Below are 20,916 nucleotides of genomic sequence, written 5' to 3' on the forward strand. Positions count from 1 at the left end.
TGACCAAACTTTCAGAAAAGGGGATGTCTAAGGCATAATTTCAAAGCCGAAAGTCGCACCTCAAACAAAATGTCGTCCGCTAGTCTTATGCCATGAGAATTAAGATCGAAGGAGTGGTTTTTTATGAAACCAACTACTGACAGAATGCTTAATCGTATTAAAGACGTGTACATGTTTATTCTTAATAAAGGAGAAGTGTCTACACAGGATTTAGTCGAAGAGTTCAACATCACTCCTCGCACCATTCAAAGAGATTTGAATGTGTTAGCCTTCAATGACTTGGTAATGAGTCCAAGTCGAGGTAAATGGACAACGACGAAGAAAAAAGTAAAAATGACATCTTAGATTCTACAGCGTTTGATTCATATAAATATATGTTGTCAATCCGCGTATATACCATAGTAACAGGATTAAGCGCCCGCGTATCCTCGCCATCAAAAAACACCTTTGGCCCAAAAACCGGCCGAGATGATGTCCTTACTTTTGTGGATAAGAAAGTTATACTTTCTTATCCACAAAAAAAGAATGCCCTTTCGTCGGGGGCATTCTTTTTTTATTTATTCACGGTTCATTAACGTATCTAACTCTTCTTGCGTTAGCTCACGATAATCCCCTAGTTCTAGCTCTTCATCTAATTTTAAGCTACCCATTGATAATCGCTTTAAATATGTCACCGTTTTACCAACGGATTCAAACATACGCTTTACTTGATGGAATTTTCCTTCTTGAATCGTTAATTCAATTTCAGATTCCTCACCTGATTTTAAAATGACTAGATGACCTGGCTTTGTTACATAGCCATCATCAAGCTCCACACCTTGTTTAAACGCTTCGATATCAGACTCCGTTACGACGCCATCGATTTTTGCATAATAAACTTTTGGTACATGCTTTTTCGGTGATAGCAAATTATGTGATAAATTTCCGTCATTTGTAATAAGAAGCAGGCCCTCTGTATCTTTATCTAAGCGGCCGACCGGGAACGGTTTGAAATGCTGTGCTAACGGATCCAGTAAATCAATCACCGTTTTGTCATGCTTATCTTCGGTTGCCGAAATAACCCCGGGTGGTTTGTTCATCATTAGATAAATGAATTCCACATACTCCACGCGGTCTCCAAATACTGAAACGTCTTGCTTCACAGGATCAACATGCATCGCGGCATCCTTCACCACAACGCTGTCCACTGTAACAGCCTGTTGCTTTAATAAACCTTTTACTTCTTTGCGCGAGCCATAGCCCATATTCGCTAATAATTTATCTAAACGCATACGCGCCTCCTATTTAAATCCTAATTTCTTAGTAATTTTTGTGATTTTGTCACCTAAAAGCATTTGTGCCAAGCCTAATTTTAGTGATAGGAAGCCATAAATCGTTGCCCCTACGCCTGCACAAACTAAGGAATAAATGAGCGCCAGTAATTTCGAATCAGCTGGTGCAATAGCAGTCAATCCTGTATGCACAAGCCATACAGATACCGCCATTATTGCCGTTAACATACAAATTAATATAATACGACGAGACACAACCTTTGTCTCATAGTTTGTCACGCGATTAATAACCCCAATATTAATTCCAATCGACACAATATAGCCAAGAGTTGTTGCAAAAATTGCACCGTCCACAGCCCATAATTTAATAAACGGGATATTTAATACAAGCTTCACTAAAAGCCCTGTTAATAAACTAAAGACAATCCATTTTTGATAATCAATCCCTTGCATTAGTGCAGCAGTTACCGAGAATAATGCAAATAAAATTGCAACTGGTGCATAATGTGACAACACATGCGTACCCATCTCACTTTGCGAATACAGTATGTGATACAAATCCTCCGCTAAAATCGAAATCCCCACCGCAGCTGGAATCGTAATGAATAATAACACTTGGTACGTTTTATCCATTGCCAATCGAACCGCATCCATTTTCCCTTGCGTAAAGTACTGTGTAATCGTTGGGATAATGGCCATCGAAAATCCTGTAGCCAGCATGACCGGAATAATCACAATTTTATGCGTTAAAAAGTTTAACATTGTAAAATAAGTATCAGTCACTTGCGATAAACCAATCGAAATCATCGCACGGTTAAACGTTAGCATATCAACAAGTTGGAAAAGTGAATTTGCTAGCCCTACAAATACAAATGGAATCGAATACTTAAAAATCTCTTTATACATATCCTTGTATGGTAGCTTATGCTCTGGTTTATTCTTTACCTGCACCGCTTGAATATCCGGTTTAAGCTTTTTCCAATAATAATACAGTGTAAGAAGTCCACCAAGCGCCCCGATAAATGCTGCAAATACAGAGAAGTAAATCGCCGTTTCAGGTTCGCCATCAAGCACACTCACAACAATAAACGAGCCGCCCAGCAAGAAAATAATACGCACGATTTGTTCGATTAATTGCGAAACAGATGTTGGCATAAATTGGCCATAGCCTTGCAAGAAGCCACGCACTAAACTCATAAAAGGCACTACTAACAGCGCAAAGCTTACCCATCGTATAACTTTGGCAACCTGTTCTACTGAAAACATCTGCTCATCATCTGCGATAACAATATTGGCAATTGGGTTTGCTAATACATTTAATAGTAGAAATGAGACAATCCCTGTAATAACCATTAAGGCTGCACCTGTTTTTACTAAGCGCCTACCCGCATCAAAATCGCCGAGTGCATTATATTTCGATACAAATTTCGATACCGCGATTGGTAATCCAGAAATCGCAATCGATAGCATAATGTTGTAAGGAATATACGCATATTGATAAAGACCGATATTTTCCTCGCCAACAATCGCATAAAACGGGAAAATATATACGAGTCCTAGTAGTTTCGATAAAAATAACCCGACTGTTAAAATCGCGGTTCCCTTCATTAATGAAGACATAAAAAACCTTCCATTCTATAAAAAGTTATTCTTTATTATGTGGTTAAGAACGTACTATTTTCCTTACCACAAAAATAAATCGCCGACTGTACATAGTCGACGCTCACCAAACAAGGATGTTCCCTAGCCGATTTCTTATACAAGTTTACATGTGAAAGACCATTTACTCAAATAGTTTCTTCAATTCATGTATAATAGGTCTTACAAATAAAACACGGCATGCAAATTTTATGCACAGGAAAGTGAGTAAAGAACGATGATTGATGTAATAGTAATTGGTGGCGGTCCTTCGGGTTTAATGGCTGCAATCGCCGCTGCAGAGCAACATAAAAAAGTAACACTAATTGAAAAAGGCGCAAAGCTTGGCAAAAAACTAGCCATTTCTGGTGGTGGGCGCTGTAACGTAACCAATCGACTGTCGGTTGAAGAAATCGTCAAGCATATTCCCGGGAATGGACGCTTTCTTTATAGCCCGTTCACCGTCTACAATAACGAAAATATTATTGATTTTTTCGAAGGTCTCGGCGTTGCATTAAAAGAAGAGGATCACGGACGCATGTTCCCTGTCTCAAATCGCGCTCAAGATGTTGTGGATGCACTCGAAACAGAATTAAAGCGCTTAAAAATTGACGTACGTCTACATACTTCTGTCAGCAAATTATTAATGGATGACGAAAAAATCCATGGTGTACGTTTAGCAGACGGCACAGAACTTCGCGCAAAAGCAGTTGTTGTCGCAGTCGGTGGAAAAGCAGTACCCCAAACTGGTTCAACTGGAGACGGGTACCCATGGGCAGAACGCGCTGGACATACAGTCACGACGCTTTATCCAACCGAGGTTCCTGTTACGTCAAAGGAACAGTTCATTCAGTCGCGCGAATTGCAAGGACTAGCGCTGCGTGACGTTGCTGTTTCGGTATTAAATAAAAAGGGAAAAACACTGATTACACACCAAATGGACATGCTGTTCACGCATTTTGGCTTAAGTGGTCCTGCGATTTTACGTTGCAGTCAATTTATCGTCAAAGAACAGTTAAAAACAGGAAGTGCACCGGTGCAAGTACGTATTCAATCATTGACAGATTACAACGAAGAAACTTGCTTCCAAATGTTAAACAAGACGATTAAGGCAGAACCAAAAAAAGCGGTGAAAAACTTGTGGAAGTCCCTTGTCCCTGAGCGCTGGTTGCTATTTCTAATGGAGCGTGCCGGTATTGATCCTGCCTTAACAGGTATTGAGCTAGCACAAGAAAAAATCCGCAACTTAGCACGCGAATTAGTAGGCTTTACAATGGACGTGCACGGTACGCAATCGCTTGAAAAAGCTTTCGTTACAGGTGGGGGTGTTTCTGTCAAAGAAATCGAACCGAAAACGATGGCGTCTAAAATGAAGGCAGGCCTATACTTCTGCGGTGAAATTTTAGATATTCACGGCTATACAGGCGGCTACAATATTACCTCTGCGCTTGTAACAGGACGCATTGCAGGCATGAGCGCAGGGAAATCTAGCAGTAATTAGATAAATAGTTACTACCTAAAAGGTCCCTAACATGAAACAGGTGGAGAAAAACGAATTGTTTTTCTCCACCTGTTTTTGATTTTGGTGTAGAGCCATTAAAAGAATTATTAAGTTATTCACTCATTACCCTTTTGAAACAGCCCTTCCTTTTTTAGAGTGCTCACACTAGCACAACCTTCGCTATGGGAGTATGATTAAGATTGATAGTAAAAGCGAAAGACCGAATAGGGGGACAGCAACGATGGCACATGAAAATAATCCATTGTCCGACTTATATTTAGCAGTAGATGAACATATGCAGCTACATTTAGCCTGCTATTCTATGATCGATTACGATGAGGCATTTGGGTTCCTCATTCGAACAACTGGCTTAATCGTGACAGAAGATTTTTATGCTCGTGAAATCCCAATTGAGCTCGTCGTATCTTTAAATAAAGACGGTTCTGGCATCTCATCAGAAGCCAAATTATTAAATAAGGTAAACGTAAAGCCACTTCAGTTCACAAAAATTATTGAATGTATTCAAGCAAGTCCCGCCTATGCCGAAATTATTTTACATCGTTTAGATGAAATGCAGCGTCATAGTGAAGGCGAGCGATTCGAACAAATCAACTTGGCTACACAATATTTCCTTTCAACATTGCCTGACGGGATTACGCATTTTACAACGAATATGGCACCCAAAAAACTCGTTTGGATCTATAAACAGGACAAGCTCATATCCAATGTCAGTCCATTTACTGTCGATGAACAAGGGGGCCATTTATGCTTTGAGGTGCAAGCAGGTTTTACGAACGGGCTTATGCTCCAATGCTATAGGTTGGAATGTATGATGCATTTGTTTACGAACGAAGAAAAGCTTGGCTATTATTTCGAGCTCTTTTTAGATGAGGACGATTTTCACCATCAACAAATGTACCGTGAGCTACCCGAAAAATTTATGCATAACAAACGTTTTTTAAATCGCATATTACAGCTTATGCGCACATGTGACAGTGCACAGTATGAACACTATTTGAAAGACTTAATTGAGAAATTTAAAGCGGCCATTTAAACGGGAACCTAATAAAAGAGGATGAAAGGTTGTATTTAACACCTTTCATCCTCTTTTTCATTTCACATCATCAAATTGATTACCATAGCATTAATAAATAGCTCGATCCCAAAATCGCTGCTGTGCAATTGCGTCTACAAACGTTTTACCGAATTCAGGATTACCCGTAGCAAACACGATTCCTGGCCCTTCCTTCGCATTCGATGCTTTGAAAATACTCATTCCTGTCGTCGCTATGCCAATTGGTTTGTAATGTTGGAACGCTTCATTAATAAAATTCGTCATCTGTTGATTAAATTTGGCTTGATTGCCTGCAGTTCCAGCAACAACATATATTGAGTCGTATAATACTGGATCGGTTGTAAAAATGGCTGCATTCACTGTTAGGGGGGGACCTTTCGAACTTTTAACCTCATCTAGTTTTTCGCCGATAATCGTATACCTGACGCCGTATCTTGTGAATGTTTTGAGGACTTTATCTACTTCATCTGCATTAAAGCCATCACCAATGAGCACACCCACATTTAAAGTTTGAGGAAAATACTTGGTGTTCGCTTGGCTAAGTGCAGGGGAAGTTGCTGTAACGCCAGATTGTTCACCAGTCGGCCTATTCACACCTACATTATCCGCGATCATCGTCGCCATCGCTTTATCTACATGGACAAACATATCCACAACTTGTTGACGTACATCACGATTTTTCACTTTCCCCACTTCAAAAGAAAATGAATCTACAATATGTTGCTTTTCTGGAGGCGACATACTGTTCCAAAATAGTCGCGCTTGTGAGAAATGATCACCAAAAGATTCACTTCTTACTTGCGTTTTACGGCCTTCTACTTTTTCCTCATAATGAACATAACCACCTTCTTTTGCGGTGCTTGGTGAAGGTGTATTACCGGCTAATGAATTTTTGTGGTAGCTGACCTGGCCGACGTCAATTCGTTGCCTGCTATAGCCATTACGTTGATTATTATGGATTGGACAAACAGGGCGGTTAATCGGAATTTCAGTGAAATTCGGTCCGCCAAGACGAATGAGCTGTGTATCAATATAAGAAAACAATCTACCTTGTAAAAGTGGATCATTCGTAAAATCAATTCCTGGAACGACATTACCTGGGTGGAAGGCGACTTGCTCAGTTTCCGCAAAGACGTTGCTAACATTACGATTTAGCGTCATTTTTCCAATGATTTTTACAGGAACGATTTCTTCCGGCCAAAGTTTCGTCGCATCGAGAATATCAAAATCAAACTTAAACTCATCCGCCTCATCGATCATCTGCACACCAAATTCATATACTGGATAATTTCCACGTTCAATGGACTCCCATAAATCACGTCGATGGAAATCTGAATCCTTCCCGGCGATTTTTTGCGCTTCATCCCATACAAGCGAATGGATACCGAGCACAGGCTTCCAGTGAAACTTTACAAATTTAGCTTTGCCGTTTTCATTGACGAAACGGAATGTGTGAACACCGAATCCTTCCATCATCCTAAAGTTTTTGGGGATGGATCGGTCAGACATTTGCCACATGACCATATGAGCTGTCTCTTGATTATTCGCGACAAAATCCCAAAAAGTATCATGGGCAGAGGCAGCTTGTGGTATTTCATTATGCGGCTCTGGCTTTACCGCATGGATGAGATCCGGAAACTTCACCGCATCCTGGATGAAAAAAATTGGTATATTATTACCGACTAAATCGTAATTTCCTTCTTCCGTGTAAAATTTTGTGGCGAATCCTCGAACATCTCTTGCCGTATCAACAGAGCCTACGCTACCGACAACAGTCGAAAATCTTACGAATACGGGCGTTTTTGTTCTGGGTTTTTGTAGAAATCCCGCTTTCGTGAATTCTTTCATTGATTCATATAATTCAAATTCACCGTGCGCAGCATATCCTCTTGCATGCACAACCCGTTCTGGAATCCGCTCATGATCGAAATGCGTCATTTTCTCTCTAAAGTGAAAATCCTCCATAATGGTCGGACCTCGAACACCTGCTTTTAAAGAGTTCTCGTCATTGGATACTCTAAGCCCCTGGTTCGTCGTCAGCTTTTCCCCTTCATTATTTACCCGAAACTGTTCTAGATGTAGGTCCTTACTGTTTTTATTCGAAGATGGTTTATCCACGCAATCCCCTTTCGATTAGTCATTTCTACACCTAATTTAGGCCCTATATACAATATATGTTTTTGGATTTTAATCGTGCCGTTTAAAAAGATATACTTGGCAGTCCATTTAGAAAGACACAATTCTCACAAAATAGGGCAAGTTGATGGCCTGACTTATGCGGGTTGGAAAGTTATACATTCTTATCCACTAAAAAAAGCATGCGAAATCGTAATGATTCCACATGCCTACACTTCTTTTTATGCTTGTATTGTACGTGCCATTTTTTCTGTTAGGCGCGTCGTAACTTTCGGTAAGACCATTTTGATAACCGGTGTTAAAACAGCGCCAGATAAACCGCCTGCATTCACTTCAATTGTGCCGGTCATTGCTGTGCTACCAACCGTTTCTTCTGCTTTAAATTCTCCGCCACCTGAGAAATTATCAGAAATCCCTTTAATGTCAAATTTAATATTTGATGGTTCATTAAATTCAACAATTTTAATTTCCATTTCTACCGTTTTCGATATGCCTTTGAAGCTGCCTTCGAAAGTCCAAATAGATGTGCTTTCGTCAATATCTTTATGTTCTTTATATGCTGGAACTAATGTTGCCCATTTTTCAATATTGCTAACGAAGTCCCATACTTTATCTGAACTTACTGGGATTTGTACTGAGTGCGATGCTTGTGCCATGAATTCCACTACTTTCTCTTATGTATCGTTAAATGTAAATACATTCACGAATCTAGTATTACATAAAAGTAACTTCCTAGAAATAGTTATTTTAGACTGTTGTGGAGCGTTTTCACATAATGGTCAACATTATGATTTGGATAATAAGTTGCTAGGCGTTTTTGTTGTCCATTGCTAAATGTTGCGTAAAGTTGCAGTTGCTGATCTAGTGGGATATCCTTATACATTTCAATCCGAAAATCAAAGTGCGCGTTCGAATTCGCATCAATTGTTAACGGTAAGACATCAATCGCATAGGCACTCGCATAGCTCTCCTCCACGAAAACTTTTACAAGTTGGATTGCTTCCTCTGTACCATTATAAAAAGCAGCGGTGAAGTCATTTACCCCTTTTTTTATTATCTCACTAGTCGTCCATGCATGAAACACTTCTTCACTCGAATCCTCAATAACCGAAATACCCCCGAAGTTTTTCGTAAATAAATTGTGATCACTTATGAACACCGATATCGTTTCAAACTCCTTTGGCATATCCTCTAGCCCAGCTGCTGTATCATTTACCTTAAACAAAAGACTGTAGTAAGCTTGCTCGTCTAGCTCCACCCGCTCGCCAAGCTTAACTTCAAGCGCATTAAATGTGTAATCCCCTGTTTGTAGCGCTAAATAGGGTGCATTTCTGCGTAAGAATGCAGCCTGCTCATACGTTGTGACAAATTGAAAGGTAATAAAATTTTCTTGCACATTCATACGCAATTTTGTATGCATGGGGATCACGATTACCTCCTCCTCATTAAACGCATAATCCATTTCCGGAGGGGCAATTTTGACCGCACTATTATCATGGCTGCAAGCATATAAAAGTATGACGAATCCAAGCATTACTAATTTTTTCATTAAGTCTCCCCCTATAAAATAGCAAATAGCACAAAAATGAAAATGAGTGCCGCTACTCCGTTTATTAAACTTAAATAATAACGCTTATAACTTTTGGATAAATAATATTCGTTTAGAAAATCTAACAAAATGACCATTACAACGATAAAGATGATGATTCCTTTGTGGATCATGATACGATTTACCGCAGCATAAAAGAATACCATGTTTATCCCCAGCGTGAGGAGAACGCTCCGCAAACGATGCCATAAATTTTTGGACTCCTTCTCTCTTTTTGGCCATCTACACATTTCTGGTAACAATTTATTAATGGAAATCATTATCATAATTAATGTGATTCCTAACATGATACATACTTCTAATTTACTTAACCCAAAAGGAGTTGTATCCATTGTCACTTGAAATTCTTTTACAACTTTTCCTTCTACTTGATAAAAAAGTTTGGATTGTAAATCAGTTACACCGAGCCATGTCGTAAAATCTTGTATTTTCAATTTTAGTTGCTGACCATCTTCCATTTGTACGAGCACATCCGTCGTTCCACCGAACCCTACTGATACATCCTCCGTTAGCACCATTTCCTGTAATAACGTTTCCATCATTTGTACATCTTGATTTTTGGTAAATTTCCTGACGCCGACAAACCAACTTGAGTCCCTCACCATGTATTCATCCAAATGACTGGCATAACTGCTAACAAAAAACTTTTCTACTGCCGTTTCCTGAATCATTTCATCTAATGGCGAGTTGCTAACAGCACCTTGCTCCTCTGTTTGTTGCAATGGTCCGACAATGAAAAGCATGAGCGCTACTACGAAAATCGTGATGAGCGCAGCTGGATACTGCCAATTTCTTCGGACTGGTTTTTTCGCTTTTCTTAATATTTGCTGTTGTAGCTCGTTAGTAAATCGGCGCTTGTTCCCTAAATGCTGATCGATTCCCTGCTTCCATTTAGTCATGCAACAACACCTCCCACTCAGAATTTGTGAGCAATTCCCTCATCTTATCGCGGCCACGAACGAGCCTTGTTTTCACTGTATTTTCACTACAAGTTAAAATTTCCGCGATTTCTCGTATTTTGTAGTTATCATAATAATGTAAAATTAACACTTCGCGGTATTTAATCGGTAGTTGCAACAGTGCAGCCGTTAATTCATTTTGTTCATCACGAAGGATGGCGCCGTGTTCAATTGAGGCGGATTCCGTTTTCCCGTGAATAATATGTTGAAATTTACGCCGCCAGCTCCGTAAATAATCGTGACTTTTATGTACCGTAATTTTTACTAAATATGTTTTCAAAGAGGACCTACCTTCGAATTTATCGCGTCCTTGATAGTATGCTAAAAAAACATCCTGGACAATTTCTTCTGCCGCGGTCCAATCTTTCACATATAAATAAGCTACACGCATACAGTATTCGCCGTATTCATTCATCGCCTGCTGTAATTGCTCGCTCACGTATCCACCTCTTTTCACCTGTCATTTCTTTATAGTCTCAAATTTTCCCTATTTTGTTTCATTTTTTAGAAAAATTTTCTATGAAATAAAAAATTTCACCCCTTTTAATCCGCTCCCAGTTACTTCCCTCATACTTTTTAGTCTATGTAAATGTAAATGTCTTTGTAGTTTTTAAAACGCGAATAGCTCAATTGGCAAGATTGATATACAACTTATCGGAAATTAAGTGTCATTTTCACTTATTTGCGAATAAGTCGTATGTTCAATTCACCAATTCTTGTTTTCGGCAAAAAAATCTGCTTCTGAAAATAATAGCCTCATTATTTTCAATAAAAAAATCCCACGAAAGACGTGCTCTCGTAGAATTTCTTATTTTAGCTTATTGAAAATTTGTTGTTGCTGCTCGGTCGTTAGATGCGGCTTGCTGCAACGACACCTGATCTATCACAACAGCCTGTTTAATTTATTTCTGCACCGAAGTTGGTCGCATATTCTTCTATTAGTCGTGGAAATTCGTGCCTGATGTTACGGCTTTTACGTAGCCAGCGCGAATCGTGAAATCACCGAAGCGCTCGCCGCCTAAGCGTTCATTTGCATAGCGGAATAGGATCGGACGAAGCTCGGCTAAAATTTCTTCTTCACCGATATTTTCACGGTAGATTTTATTTAAGCGGTCACCCGTAAAACCAGCCCCTAAGTATAAATTATACTTGCCCGGCCCTTTTCCGATAAAGCCAATTTCACCCATAGCTGCACGCGAACAACCATTTGGACAGCCTGACATACGGATGACAATTTCTTCATCACGAATTCCAGCCTCATCTAAAATGACTTCAATTTTATCTATTAAAGATGGCAAGTAACGCTCTGCTTCTGCCATTGCTAGACCACATGTTGGCAAGGATACACATGCTATAGCGTTCCGGCGTAGTGCAGAATAATGTTCACCGTCCGTAATATTATATTGCTCAATTAATGCTTGAATACGACGTTTTTTCTGGGTGCTCACATTGCCAATGACTAAGTTTTGATTCCCTGTTAGACGGAATTCACCTGTATGGATTTTCGCAATTTCACGTAAACCTGTTTTCAGTGGATAGCCATCAAAATCTTTAATACGGCCATTTTGGATGAATAATGTGAAATGCCATTTGCCATCCTCACCTTTTGTCCAGCCGTAACGATCACCGGTATGCTCAAATTTAAATGGACGTTCCGCTTGTATTTCCCAGCCAAGTCGGCGGTGTAATTCTTCTTTAAACCAATCTAAGCCGCGCGCATCAATTGTATATTTAAAACGTGCATTTTTACGTTCTTTTCGATTCCCATAATCACGTTGAATGGTAATAATTTTTTCCGCTGTTTCAAGTAACTTATCTGGCGTAATAAATCCAATTAAACGTCCTAGCTGCGGGTAGGTCGAATCATCGCCATGCGTCATCCCCATGCCACCGCCAACTAATACATTAAAGCCTACTAGTTTATCATCTTCCACGATGCCGATGAACCCGATATCTTGTGAATAAATATCAACGTCATTCGCTGGAGGTACTGCAATGGCGATTTTAAATTTACGAGGTAAGTACAGCGATCCGTAAATCGGTTCAATTTCTTTTTCCTGTGTATCTACCATTTTTTCACCATTCAGCCATAGCTCATGATAGGCCGTTGTACGCGGTAGTAAATGCTCACTTAACTTTGCCGACCAATCAAAAATTTCCTGGTGAATAGTTGATTGGTACGGGTTTGCATTACACATCACGTTACGGTTTACGTCACCACAAGCTGCTAATGAATCTAGTAGCACATCATTAATATCTTGCATGAACTGTTTCACATTCCATTTTAATATTCCATGTAATTGGAATGCTTGCCGTGTCGTTAATTTTAGTGTGCTATTACCAACTCGATCCGATAATTCATCCATGACGAGCCATTGCTTTGCTGTTGCGACTCCGCCCGGTGTTCTTACACGTACCATGAACTGATAGGCTGGCTCTAGTTTTTGCTTTTGACGCTCCGTACGAAGATCACGGTCATCTTGCAGGTAGCTACCGTGGAACTTCATTAAGCGATTATCATCATCCGGGATACCTGAACTAATTGGGTAATCCATCGTTTGTTGCAATGTCCCACGTAAGTAATTACTTTCTTCTTTAATTCGTTCCACATCGCTAAATGGACCTGGTTGTGGTGGTAATACAATTTTCGTCATCCGTTTTCTCCCCTTTTAGTACACATCGCGTTGGTAGCGTTTTTGTTGTTGTAATTGTTTCACGAAGGTAACTGCTTCCTCACGTGATTGCTTCCCTTGCTGTTCAATAATTGTAATGAGCGTTTCATGAACATCTGTGCCCATCGTTTTTTCATCGCCACATACATAAATAACAGCGCCTTGTTGAATCCAGTCATATAGCTCTGCTGCATTTTGTTGTAGACGATGTTGTACATAAACTTTTTCCGCAGTATCACGAGAAAATGCTAAATTTAAATTCGTTAGTACGCCGTCTTTTAACCAGTTTTGCCATTCAACCTGATATAAGAAGTCCGTCACGAAATGCTGATCGCCAAAGAACAACCAAGACTTACCTTCAGCTCCGCGCTCCTCACGCTCCTGTAAGAACGAACGGAACGGTGCTACACCAGTACCTGCACAAATTAAAATAATTGGCGTTGCATCATCTTGTGGTAGCTTGAAGTTCGGATTTGACTGTACGTAAACAGCTAGTTTATCGCCAATGTTTACTCGAGATGAGATTGCGCCAGATGCCACGCCCTCTCTAGCACGACCATGCGCTTCATAAGCAACCGTACCAATCGTTACATGCACCTCTTCTGGGTATGTACGTAAGCTGCTTGAAATTGAATATAAGCGTGCCGGAATTTTCCGTAACGAGTCAATTAACTGCTGCGTATTCCATGACCATGGGCCGAAATCTTCCACAACATCGACTAAATCTCGGCCATATATATACGCTTTTAGCTGTTCACGATTTTCTAGTAATGTTTTCAACTCATCATTATTTGTATATTCAGATAGTTTTGCTAACAATGATTTTGATAAGGCTGTAATATCCAGCTTTTTGTGCAGTGCTTGCTGTAATGAAATTGACTGACCATCTAATTCCACAGCCGTTCCACCGTCAAACTGCAATGCCGTTAACAGCAACTCCACAAGCTTTTCATCATTTTCTGGATAAATAGCTAAACTATCTCCCGGTTCAAATGTCAGTCCTGAGCCTTCTAAAGACAGCTCTAAATGATTTGTTTCTTTATTCGAACCACGGCCATTTAAATTTATTTTTTCTAGCACTTCTGCATGGAATGGGTTCTTTCTTGAATACGTACTCGCACTCCCTTCTACCAGAAGTTCCTCTTTTGGTGCTGTAGATGACGTTGTTTGAATCACCTGCTGGACAGCTTCGAACCATTTTTGTGCATCCGCATCAAAATCAACATCGCAGTCTACGCGTGGAACGATCCGTGTCGCGCCAAGTTCTGCTAAGCGCTCATCAAAATCTTGACCTGTTTTACAGAAAAATTCATATGAGCTATCACCTAAAGCGAGTACCGAATATTTTACATGGTCAAGCTTCGGCGCTCGTTTACTATATAAATATTCATAGAAGCTAATTCCGTTATCAGGTGGCTCCCCTTCACCATGTGTGCTGACGATAATAAATAAATGATCTAGTTTCTTTAAGTTTGGCACTTTAAAACTTGCCATTGATGAAACCGTTACATTGGTCTGCTCCGATGCAACACTCGCTGCAAATTTCTCAGCTAGATGTTGACTATTGCCTGTTTGTGAACCGAATAATACCGTAATTTCCTTTGTTGGCACGGTAACAGTTGTTTCTTCTTGAACGACTTCTTCTAAAATAAACGGTGCGCTTAAATAACCGTTTAACCATATTTTTTGCTGTTCTGTTAATCTCGGTAATAATTCATTTAGGAGCTTTACCTGTTCTTCATTAAATGGACTGTTGATGACTTGTAACTTCAACGTTCTACACCTCACTCAATTATTTAAGACGAATTTTTTCATTTTTCTCGATTTGCACGACATAGTTATCTTGAATGACCAGTGTAATTGAACCATATTGCATTGAATTAACCATCTTTTTTATGTTTTCAATTGTTACTTCAACATTTTGCTTTCGATTCTCCATCTCATTCATCCCCCTTTATGCAATCGTTTCGTATACGCGCTCGATTAACACACGCTGAACGTTTAGGTCATAACCTAAACATTCACATAATACAATGGCTTCATTGTCCTTTTGGATCGCTGCAATCTTCTTTTCAATACTTGCCTTTAACAACCCTGTGAATAATAAGTACGGAATAATAAAAATAGGCTCTTGCTCCTGCTTTTGAAGTGCTTGAATGGTTTCTTCAAATGAAGCCCCGGCCCCGTACAGAAAGCACGTATCCACTTGCTTTAAATTTGCGCGCTTTTTCAAACAGTGCGCTATTGTAGTTAAATCCCGCTGTACAGCCAAATCGCTACTGCCTCGTCCGATTAGCAGCACTTTCGAATTTGAAAAAGATTGATTCGTTTGCTGCAACCGTTCATATAAGCTTTCCACGATTCGATCGTCAATACCGAATGCTTTCCCAACTGTTATTTCGATATGCGGAAATTGTTTTTGGGCTATAGCAATCTCTTTCGGTATATCCTGATTGAGATGATTTGCTGTTAATAATAAAATTGGTGAAACAGCAATTTTTTTGGCACCCCGCGCAACACATTTTTCAATGCCCTGCAAAATCGTTGGCTCCGCTAGCTCTAAAAAACTGATTTCTTGAATCGGCACATCAACTTGAGCGATCGTTTGCTGTAAAAATTGTTTGGCTTCCTCCACACCTTTTTTTACGCGACTACCATGGGCAATATAGAGTACTGCTATCATCACTTCACCTCTTATACGGATACTTCCTGCGCTAGCTGATTGAAATAGCTTTGTTTCTCAAACCACTGAATTTTATCTCGTACTTTGACCACTTCTCCAACGACAATCATGCTCGGGTTTTGAATTTTCTCGTTTTTCACAATTTGTACAATCGTTTCGAGCGTACCGGTCACTGTTTGCTGTGCGGCTGTTGTTCCCCAATGTATAAGGGCAACTGGAGTCGATTTGTCACGGCCATGGTTAGTCAGCTGCGCGCAAATATATGGTAAATTGCCAACTCCCATATAAATCGCAAGTGTATCAATGCCGTTCGCAAGCGCATCCCACTTAATAGAATCATCTTTCCCCTCTCGCATATGTCCCGTCACAATGGCAAAGCTGGATGCATGATCGCGGTGCGTGACAGGAATTCCTGCATAAGCAGGTGCGGCAATTCCGGATGTAATACCTGGAACAATTTCAAACGGAATCTTTGCCTCTGCTAACACTTCCGCTTCTTCTGCACCTCGACCAAACACAAATGGGTCACCCCCCTTTAACCGCGTCACTACCTTTCCTTGACGGCCATGTAAGACAAGTAGCTGGTGAATACGGTCTTGAATAACGCCGTGATAATTTGGTAGCTTGCCGACAAAAATTAGCTCAGCGTCAGGCTTAGCATATTCTAGTAGCTCCTTATTCACTAACCGGTCATACAAAATAACATCTGCTTCTTGAATACATTTCAGTCCTTTTAAAGTAATTAAATTCGGATCTCCAGGCCCTGCGCCGACTATGTATACTTTCCCCATTAGAATACCTCCATTTATAAAAAAACTTCTCCATGCCTATCGCTTATTTAATTTGAAAGACACATCTCATCCAATATCGAGTGAGATGATGTCCTTACTTATCTACTAAAAAAGACAATTTTAACCCTATAAATAAGATTAAAACTGCCTCTATTTGTTATAGTCAGCAATTACGTTTTAGCATTTTCCTATTTTTTAACAAATCCAAATATTAAAACTATAATAAGCGGTTAATCCCAATTAGTCAACTATGTTTTATAAGGATTTTAAAATATAACCTTGTAGAAAATTTATTTATTAGCACTCTAACATGCTTAAACACGACTTTTATAGATGGATATTTAGCTAAATTAATCAAAAAAGGCCGCAAGCTCCCGGATTCGGAACTGGCGGCCTCTAGTTGTCTAGTCAGCAATAATTCTTAGTATTCTTATATACATAATATTAATACAACGTTTTAATGTCAACAAGTTTTTTCCGAAAAAATAGGCTGTGCTACAAATTCGCACAGCCTGATCTTTTAATATAATCGATCTAACTCTTGATAGTCCTTCATGTACGGGCCTTCACCTGCTACGGCAGAGTGGTAAAGTGCCTTAACAGCTAAGTTCTTTTCCAGACCCATTTCTGTCTTTAATTTTTTTAATTCATCGTGAAGCTCACGGTTTTCGTTAATTAGCTTCAGCATAATTGTTTTATTGTATTTCATAAAATCGCATCCTTTAGTTTATTACTTGAATAATAACGACTTTTAAATAGTTAAATTCAGGGAAATTATGTGGCACCGCAAAATCTTCCGGTAGTTGGTGCTGTTCTAAAATTTTGTAGCGTGTGTTTGTATCTGTAAATGCTTTATCAATAAACGTTTTAAACTTCTTCATATTGAAGCTTGCATTATTTGTTGACGCAATAATCACACCGTTGTCTGCTGTAATCGCAAGCGCATCCTTTAGTAGCTTCGGATAATCCTTTGCTGTACTAAATGTCATTTTTTTCGTACGTGCAAAGCTTGGTGGATCTAGGACAACTACGTCAAATTTAAGATTGTTACGCGCTGCATAGCTAAAGTAATCAAATACATTCATGACTTTGATGTCTTGTGATTCGTAATCAATCCCGTTCACTGCAAACTGCTCAATTGTTTTTGATAAGCTACGTTTGGCAAGGTCTACACTTGTTGTTCCAGTTGAGCCGCCTAGAGCTGCCGCTACTGAAAAGGCACCTGTGTAAGAGAATGTATTTAATACCGTTTTACCATCAGCATACGTGTCGCGCAGTGCTTTACGTACGTTACGCTGATCAAGGAAAATCCCTGTCATGGCACCATCGTTTAAGTCTACTGCAAAATGCATGCCGTTTTCCATGACGATTAATGGAAACTCGCCCTTTTCACCGCTTACATAATCATCTTGCTCTACGTACTGACCATTCGTATTAAAACGTAATTTTTCGTATACGCCGCGTGCATTCACTACTTCTTTTAATGCTGCATAGACATCATTACGGAATGAATAAATACCTTCACTATACCAGCTCACCATGTAGAAGCCGTTAAAAAAATCTATTGTTAAACCGCCTATACCGTCGCCCTCACCGTTAAATACGCGGAATGCCGTTGTATCTTCAGATGCGAAAAAGTCTGCACGTTTTTCAGCCGCTTCACGAATTTTTTTCACAAAAAATTTCACGTCGATTTTTTCTTTTTCCTTGCGTGTTAAAATCCAGCCGATTCCTTTGTTTTGCTCACCGTAATAGCCTGTAGCAATATAGCCGCCCTTGCTATCGACAAGGTGTACTAAGCTACCTTCAGCAATCGTTACTTCTGTTGTTTCAATAGCATCTTTTAAAATTAGCGGATAGCCATTTGTTAAATCTTTAATAGACGTAGATTTTACTTGTAATTCAACTAACTGTCTCATATCTTCATCCTAACTTTTTCTTAGTCATTCTATTATCGCATTTCCATGTCAATTAAGCGATTAGAAAGGCACATCTCAACGCTAAATAAGGTGATAGGATGCCCTTTCTTATGTGGATGGAAAAGTTATACTTTATTATCCACCAAAAAAGAGATTCGTCCGCGAAAGACGAATCTCCGAATATAAATTATTTTACAACGATGTTTACAAGTTTGCCTGGAATAACAATAACTTTCACAATTTGTTTTTCTGCAATAAATTCTTGTACTTTTTCATCCGCAAGTGCTGTTGCTTCTAAATCCTCTTTCGAAATATCTTTCGCAACTTTCACTTTCGCACGAACCTTACCTAATACTTGTACAACTACTTCGATTTCGTCATCAACAAGCTTTGACTCATCATATGTTGGCCAATCTACATACGAAATACCCGCTTCATTGCCAAGGATTGTCCATAGCTCTTCTGCAACATGTGGTGCAAGAGGTGCTAGCATTTTCACGAAACCTTCAGCATACTGAGTCGGTATTACGTCTGCTTTATAGCACTCATTAATGAATACCATCATTTGTGAAATAGCCGTGTTGAAACGGATACCTTCGTAATCGTCTGTCACTTTTTTTACTGTTTGGTGATAGATTTTTTCAAGTGAGTTGTCTTCAGACGGTTGAATTTTCGCTGCTAGCTTGCCTTCATCTGTCGTGAATAGACGCCAGATGCGGTCTAGGAAACGACGCGCGCCGTCAAGACCATTTGTAGACCAAGCAACAGACGCTTCTAGTGGGCCCATGAACATTTCGTATAGACGAAGTGTATCGGCACCATGCGATTCAACGATTTCATCAGGATTTACAACATTCCCTTTAGATTTCGACATTTTTTCATTACCTTCACCAAGAATCATCCCTTGGTTGAATAATTTTTGGAATGGCTCTTTCGTGTGTACAACACCTAGATCGTACAGCACTTTATGCCAGAAACGCGCGTATAGTAAGTGCAGTACCGCATGCTCTGCCCCACCAATATAAATATCCACTGGTAACCAGCGTTTTAGTAACTCTGGGTCAGCGATTGCTTCCGTGTTTGTTGGATCAATATAACGTAGGAAGTACCAGCTTGAACCAGCCCACTGCGGCATTGTGTTTGTTTCACGGCGACCTTTTTTACCTGTTACAGGATCTACAACATTTACCCACTCTGCAATGTTTGCCAGTGGTGATTCACCTGTACCTGAAGGGCGGATATTATCTGTTTTCGGTAAAATTAATGGCAACTCTTCTTCTGGAACAGTTGTCATTGTCCCATCTTCCCAGTGAATAACAGGAATTGGCTCGCCCCAGTAACGTTGACGAGAGAATAACCAGTCACGTAGGCGGAAAGAAATCTTCTTTTCACCCACACCGTTTTCTTCAAGCCATGCGATTGCTTTTTCAATACCGTCCACTTTGTTTAAACCGTTAAGGAAATCAGAGTTAATATGTGCACCGTCACCAGTGAAAGCCTCTTCTTCGATGTTGCCACCTTCAAGAACAGCTTTAATTTCTAAGCCGAATTCTTTCGCGAACTCATAGTCACGCTCATCATGTGCAGGAACGGCCATAATTGCACCTGTACCGTATGTAGCAAGTACATAGTCAGCGATCCAAATCGGCATTTTTTCGCCGTTAATTGGGTTAACTGCATACGCACCAGTGAACACACCTGTTTTTTCTTTTGCTAAATCTGTACGCTCAAGGTCAGATTTCAGCTTTACTTTATCCAGATAAGCTTCTACTGCTACTTTTTGTTCAGGTGCAGTAATTTCTGCTACTAGCTTATGTTCTGGGGCAAGTACTGCGTAAGTTGCACCGAATAATGTATCTGGACGTGTTGTGAATACTTTAAATGTATGCTCGGTCCCGTCGATTGCGAATGTTACATCCGCACCTTCAGAACGGCCGATCCAGTTGCGTTGCATATCTTTAATTGATTCTGGCCAGTCAACTTCTTCAAGATCGTCAATTAAACGGTCCGCGTATTTTGTAATGGCAAGCATCCATTGTTTCATTGGACGACGCTCTACTGGGTGACCTCCGCGCTCAGAAACACCATCAATCACTTCTTCGTTGGCAAGAACCGTTCCAAGTGCTGGGCACCAGTTTACAGGAATTTCGTCAACATAAGCTAAGCCCTTATTGAATAACTGAACGAAAATCCACTGTGTCCATTTGTAGTACTCAGGATCTGTCGTGTTAATTTCGCGGTCCCAGTCATAGGAGAAACCTAGTTCTTGAATTTGACGCTTAAATGTTGCGATGTTTTTCGCTGTAAATTCAGCTGGGTCATTTCCTGTATCAAGTGCATACTGCTCTGCTGGAAGACCAAATGCATCCCACCCCATTGGATGAAGCACGTTATAGCCTTGCATACGTTTGAAGCGCGATAGGATATCTGTCGCTGTATAGCCTTCTGGGTGACCTACGTGTAGTCCAGCTCCTGATGGATAAGGGAACATATCTAAGGCATAGAACTTTGGTTTTGATGTGTCATTTTCAGTTTTAAATGTTTTGTTGTCAGCCCAATACTGCTGCCATTTTTTCTCAACTTGTTGATGATTAAAACTCATGGGTATTTCCTCCTCTAGTCTCGTTAAAACGATTGTTTATCATTAGCTTGCGGTACGTTT

The 20,916-nt window shown here is 39.9% G+C and carries 18 protein-coding genes; 3 read left to right on the forward strand and 15 right to left on the reverse strand.

Going from position 1 to position 20,916, the window contains the following annotated elements; translation table 11 throughout:
• Positions 1-123: 123 nt before the first annotated feature.
• Positions 124-345 (forward strand): DeoR family transcriptional regulator, encoded by a 222-nt coding sequence (locus tag MHH87_RS13155; protein WP_340749755.1) that lies wholly within the window; start codon positions 124-126, stop codon positions 343-345.
• Positions 346-557: 212 nt separating this feature from the next.
• On the opposite strand, the gene MHH87_RS13160 is transcribed toward MHH87_RS13155, so the two are convergent.
• Both MHH87_RS13160 and MHH87_RS13165 read right to left on the reverse strand, forming a co-directional pair.
• The gene (locus MHH87_RS13160) at positions 558-1,271 is read right to left on the reverse strand and encodes a pseudouridine synthase (protein ID WP_340749756.1); all 714 of its coding nucleotides are present in this window, start codon (positions 1,269-1,271) and stop codon (positions 558-560) included.
• 9 nt (positions 1,272-1,280) lie between these two features.
• Complete coding sequence (locus tag MHH87_RS13165; protein WP_340749757.1) at positions 1,281-2,891, reverse strand: putative polysaccharide biosynthesis protein; 1,611 nt, start codon at positions 2,889-2,891, stop codon at positions 1,281-1,283.
• 256 nt (positions 2,892-3,147) lie between these two features.
• Between MHH87_RS13165 and MHH87_RS13170 the strand changes: the two genes are divergently transcribed.
• Together MHH87_RS13170 and MHH87_RS13175 are read left to right on the forward strand one after the other, a co-directional pair.
• Positions 3,148-4,410, forward strand: coding sequence for a BaiN/RdsA family NAD(P)/FAD-dependent oxidoreductase (locus MHH87_RS13170; RefSeq protein ID WP_340749758.1), 1,263 nt, complete (start codon positions 3,148-3,150; stop codon positions 4,408-4,410).
• Between the two features lie 241 nt (positions 4,411-4,651).
• Positions 4,652-5,464, forward strand: coding sequence for a cysteine methyltransferase (locus tag MHH87_RS13175; protein ID WP_340749759.1), 813 nt, complete (start codon positions 4,652-4,654; stop codon positions 5,462-5,464).
• Positions 5,465-5,554: 90 nt separating this feature from the next.
• Here MHH87_RS13175 and MHH87_RS13180 read toward each other — a convergent pair whose 3' ends face one another.
• The 13 genes from MHH87_RS13180 to leuS all read right to left on the reverse strand — a co-directional run bounded on the left by MHH87_RS13180 (position 5,555) and on the right by leuS (position 20,856).
• Positions 5,555-7,603, reverse strand: a complete 2,049-nt coding sequence (locus tag MHH87_RS13180) for a catalase (protein WP_340749760.1) — start codon at positions 7,601-7,603, stop codon at positions 5,555-5,557.
• A 239-nt stretch (positions 7,604-7,842) separates the two neighbouring features.
• Positions 7,843-8,277, reverse strand: coding sequence for a CoxG family protein (locus MHH87_RS13185; RefSeq protein ID WP_340749761.1), 435 nt, complete (start codon positions 8,275-8,277; stop codon positions 7,843-7,845).
• Positions 8,278-8,363: 86 nt separating this feature from the next.
• Complete coding sequence (locus MHH87_RS13190) at positions 8,364-9,170, reverse strand: hypothetical protein (protein WP_340749762.1); 807 nt, start codon at positions 9,168-9,170, stop codon at positions 8,364-8,366.
• A gap of 11 nt (positions 9,171-9,181) precedes the next feature.
• On the reverse strand, positions 9,182-10,129 hold the full coding sequence (locus MHH87_RS13195) for a hypothetical protein (protein WP_340749763.1): 948 nt from the start codon (positions 10,127-10,129) through the stop codon (positions 9,182-9,184).
• The gene (locus MHH87_RS13200) at positions 10,122-10,628 is read right to left on the reverse strand and encodes a sigma-70 family RNA polymerase sigma factor (RefSeq protein WP_340749764.1); all 507 of its coding nucleotides are present in this window, start codon (positions 10,626-10,628) and stop codon (positions 10,122-10,124) included. The genes MHH87_RS13195 and MHH87_RS13200 overlap by 8 nt, the downstream gene beginning before the upstream one ends.
• 499 nt (positions 10,629-11,127) lie before the next feature.
• Complete coding sequence (gene cysI, locus MHH87_RS13205; RefSeq protein WP_340749765.1) at positions 11,128-12,843, reverse strand: assimilatory sulfite reductase (NADPH) hemoprotein subunit; 1,716 nt, start codon at positions 12,841-12,843, stop codon at positions 11,128-11,130.
• A gap of 15 nt (positions 12,844-12,858) precedes the next feature.
• On the reverse strand, positions 12,859-14,634 hold the full coding sequence (locus MHH87_RS13210) for an assimilatory sulfite reductase (NADPH) flavoprotein subunit (protein WP_340749766.1): 1,776 nt from the start codon (positions 14,632-14,634) through the stop codon (positions 12,859-12,861).
• A 19-nt stretch (positions 14,635-14,653) separates the two neighbouring features.
• Positions 14,654-14,800: a YezD family protein gene (locus tag MHH87_RS13215; RefSeq protein WP_340749767.1), complete on the reverse strand. Its 147-nt coding sequence runs from the start codon at positions 14,798-14,800 to the stop codon at positions 14,654-14,656.
• Positions 14,801-14,815: 15 nt separating this feature from the next.
• Positions 14,816-15,544, reverse strand: a complete 729-nt coding sequence (locus MHH87_RS13220; protein WP_340749768.1) for a sirohydrochlorin chelatase — start codon at positions 15,542-15,544, stop codon at positions 14,816-14,818.
• A gap of 11 nt (positions 15,545-15,555) precedes the next feature.
• Positions 15,556-16,335 carry a uroporphyrinogen-III C-methyltransferase gene (cobA, locus tag MHH87_RS13225; protein ID WP_340749769.1) on the reverse strand — a complete coding sequence of 260 codons (780 nt, stop codon included), beginning with the start codon at positions 16,333-16,335 and terminating at the stop codon, positions 15,556-15,558.
• A gap of 520 nt (positions 16,336-16,855) precedes the next feature.
• On the reverse strand, positions 16,856-17,044 hold the full coding sequence (locus MHH87_RS13230; RefSeq protein WP_340749770.1) for a hypothetical protein: 189 nt from the start codon (positions 17,042-17,044) through the stop codon (positions 16,856-16,858).
• 13 nt (positions 17,045-17,057) lie between these two features.
• Positions 17,058-18,254: a class I SAM-dependent rRNA methyltransferase gene (locus MHH87_RS13235; protein WP_340749771.1), complete on the reverse strand. Its 1,197-nt coding sequence runs from the start codon at positions 18,252-18,254 to the stop codon at positions 17,058-17,060.
• A gap of 187 nt (positions 18,255-18,441) precedes the next feature.
• The gene (gene leuS, locus MHH87_RS13240; RefSeq protein ID WP_340749772.1) at positions 18,442-20,856 is read right to left on the reverse strand and encodes a leucine--tRNA ligase; all 2,415 of its coding nucleotides are present in this window, start codon (positions 20,854-20,856) and stop codon (positions 18,442-18,444) included.
• Between the last annotated feature and the right edge of the window lie 60 nt (positions 20,857-20,916).

The organism is Solibacillus sp. FSL H8-0538, from assembly GCF_038003525.1.
In the GTDB taxonomy this organism is placed as follows: domain Bacteria; phylum Bacillota; class Bacilli; order Bacillales_A; family Planococcaceae; genus JBBOPI01.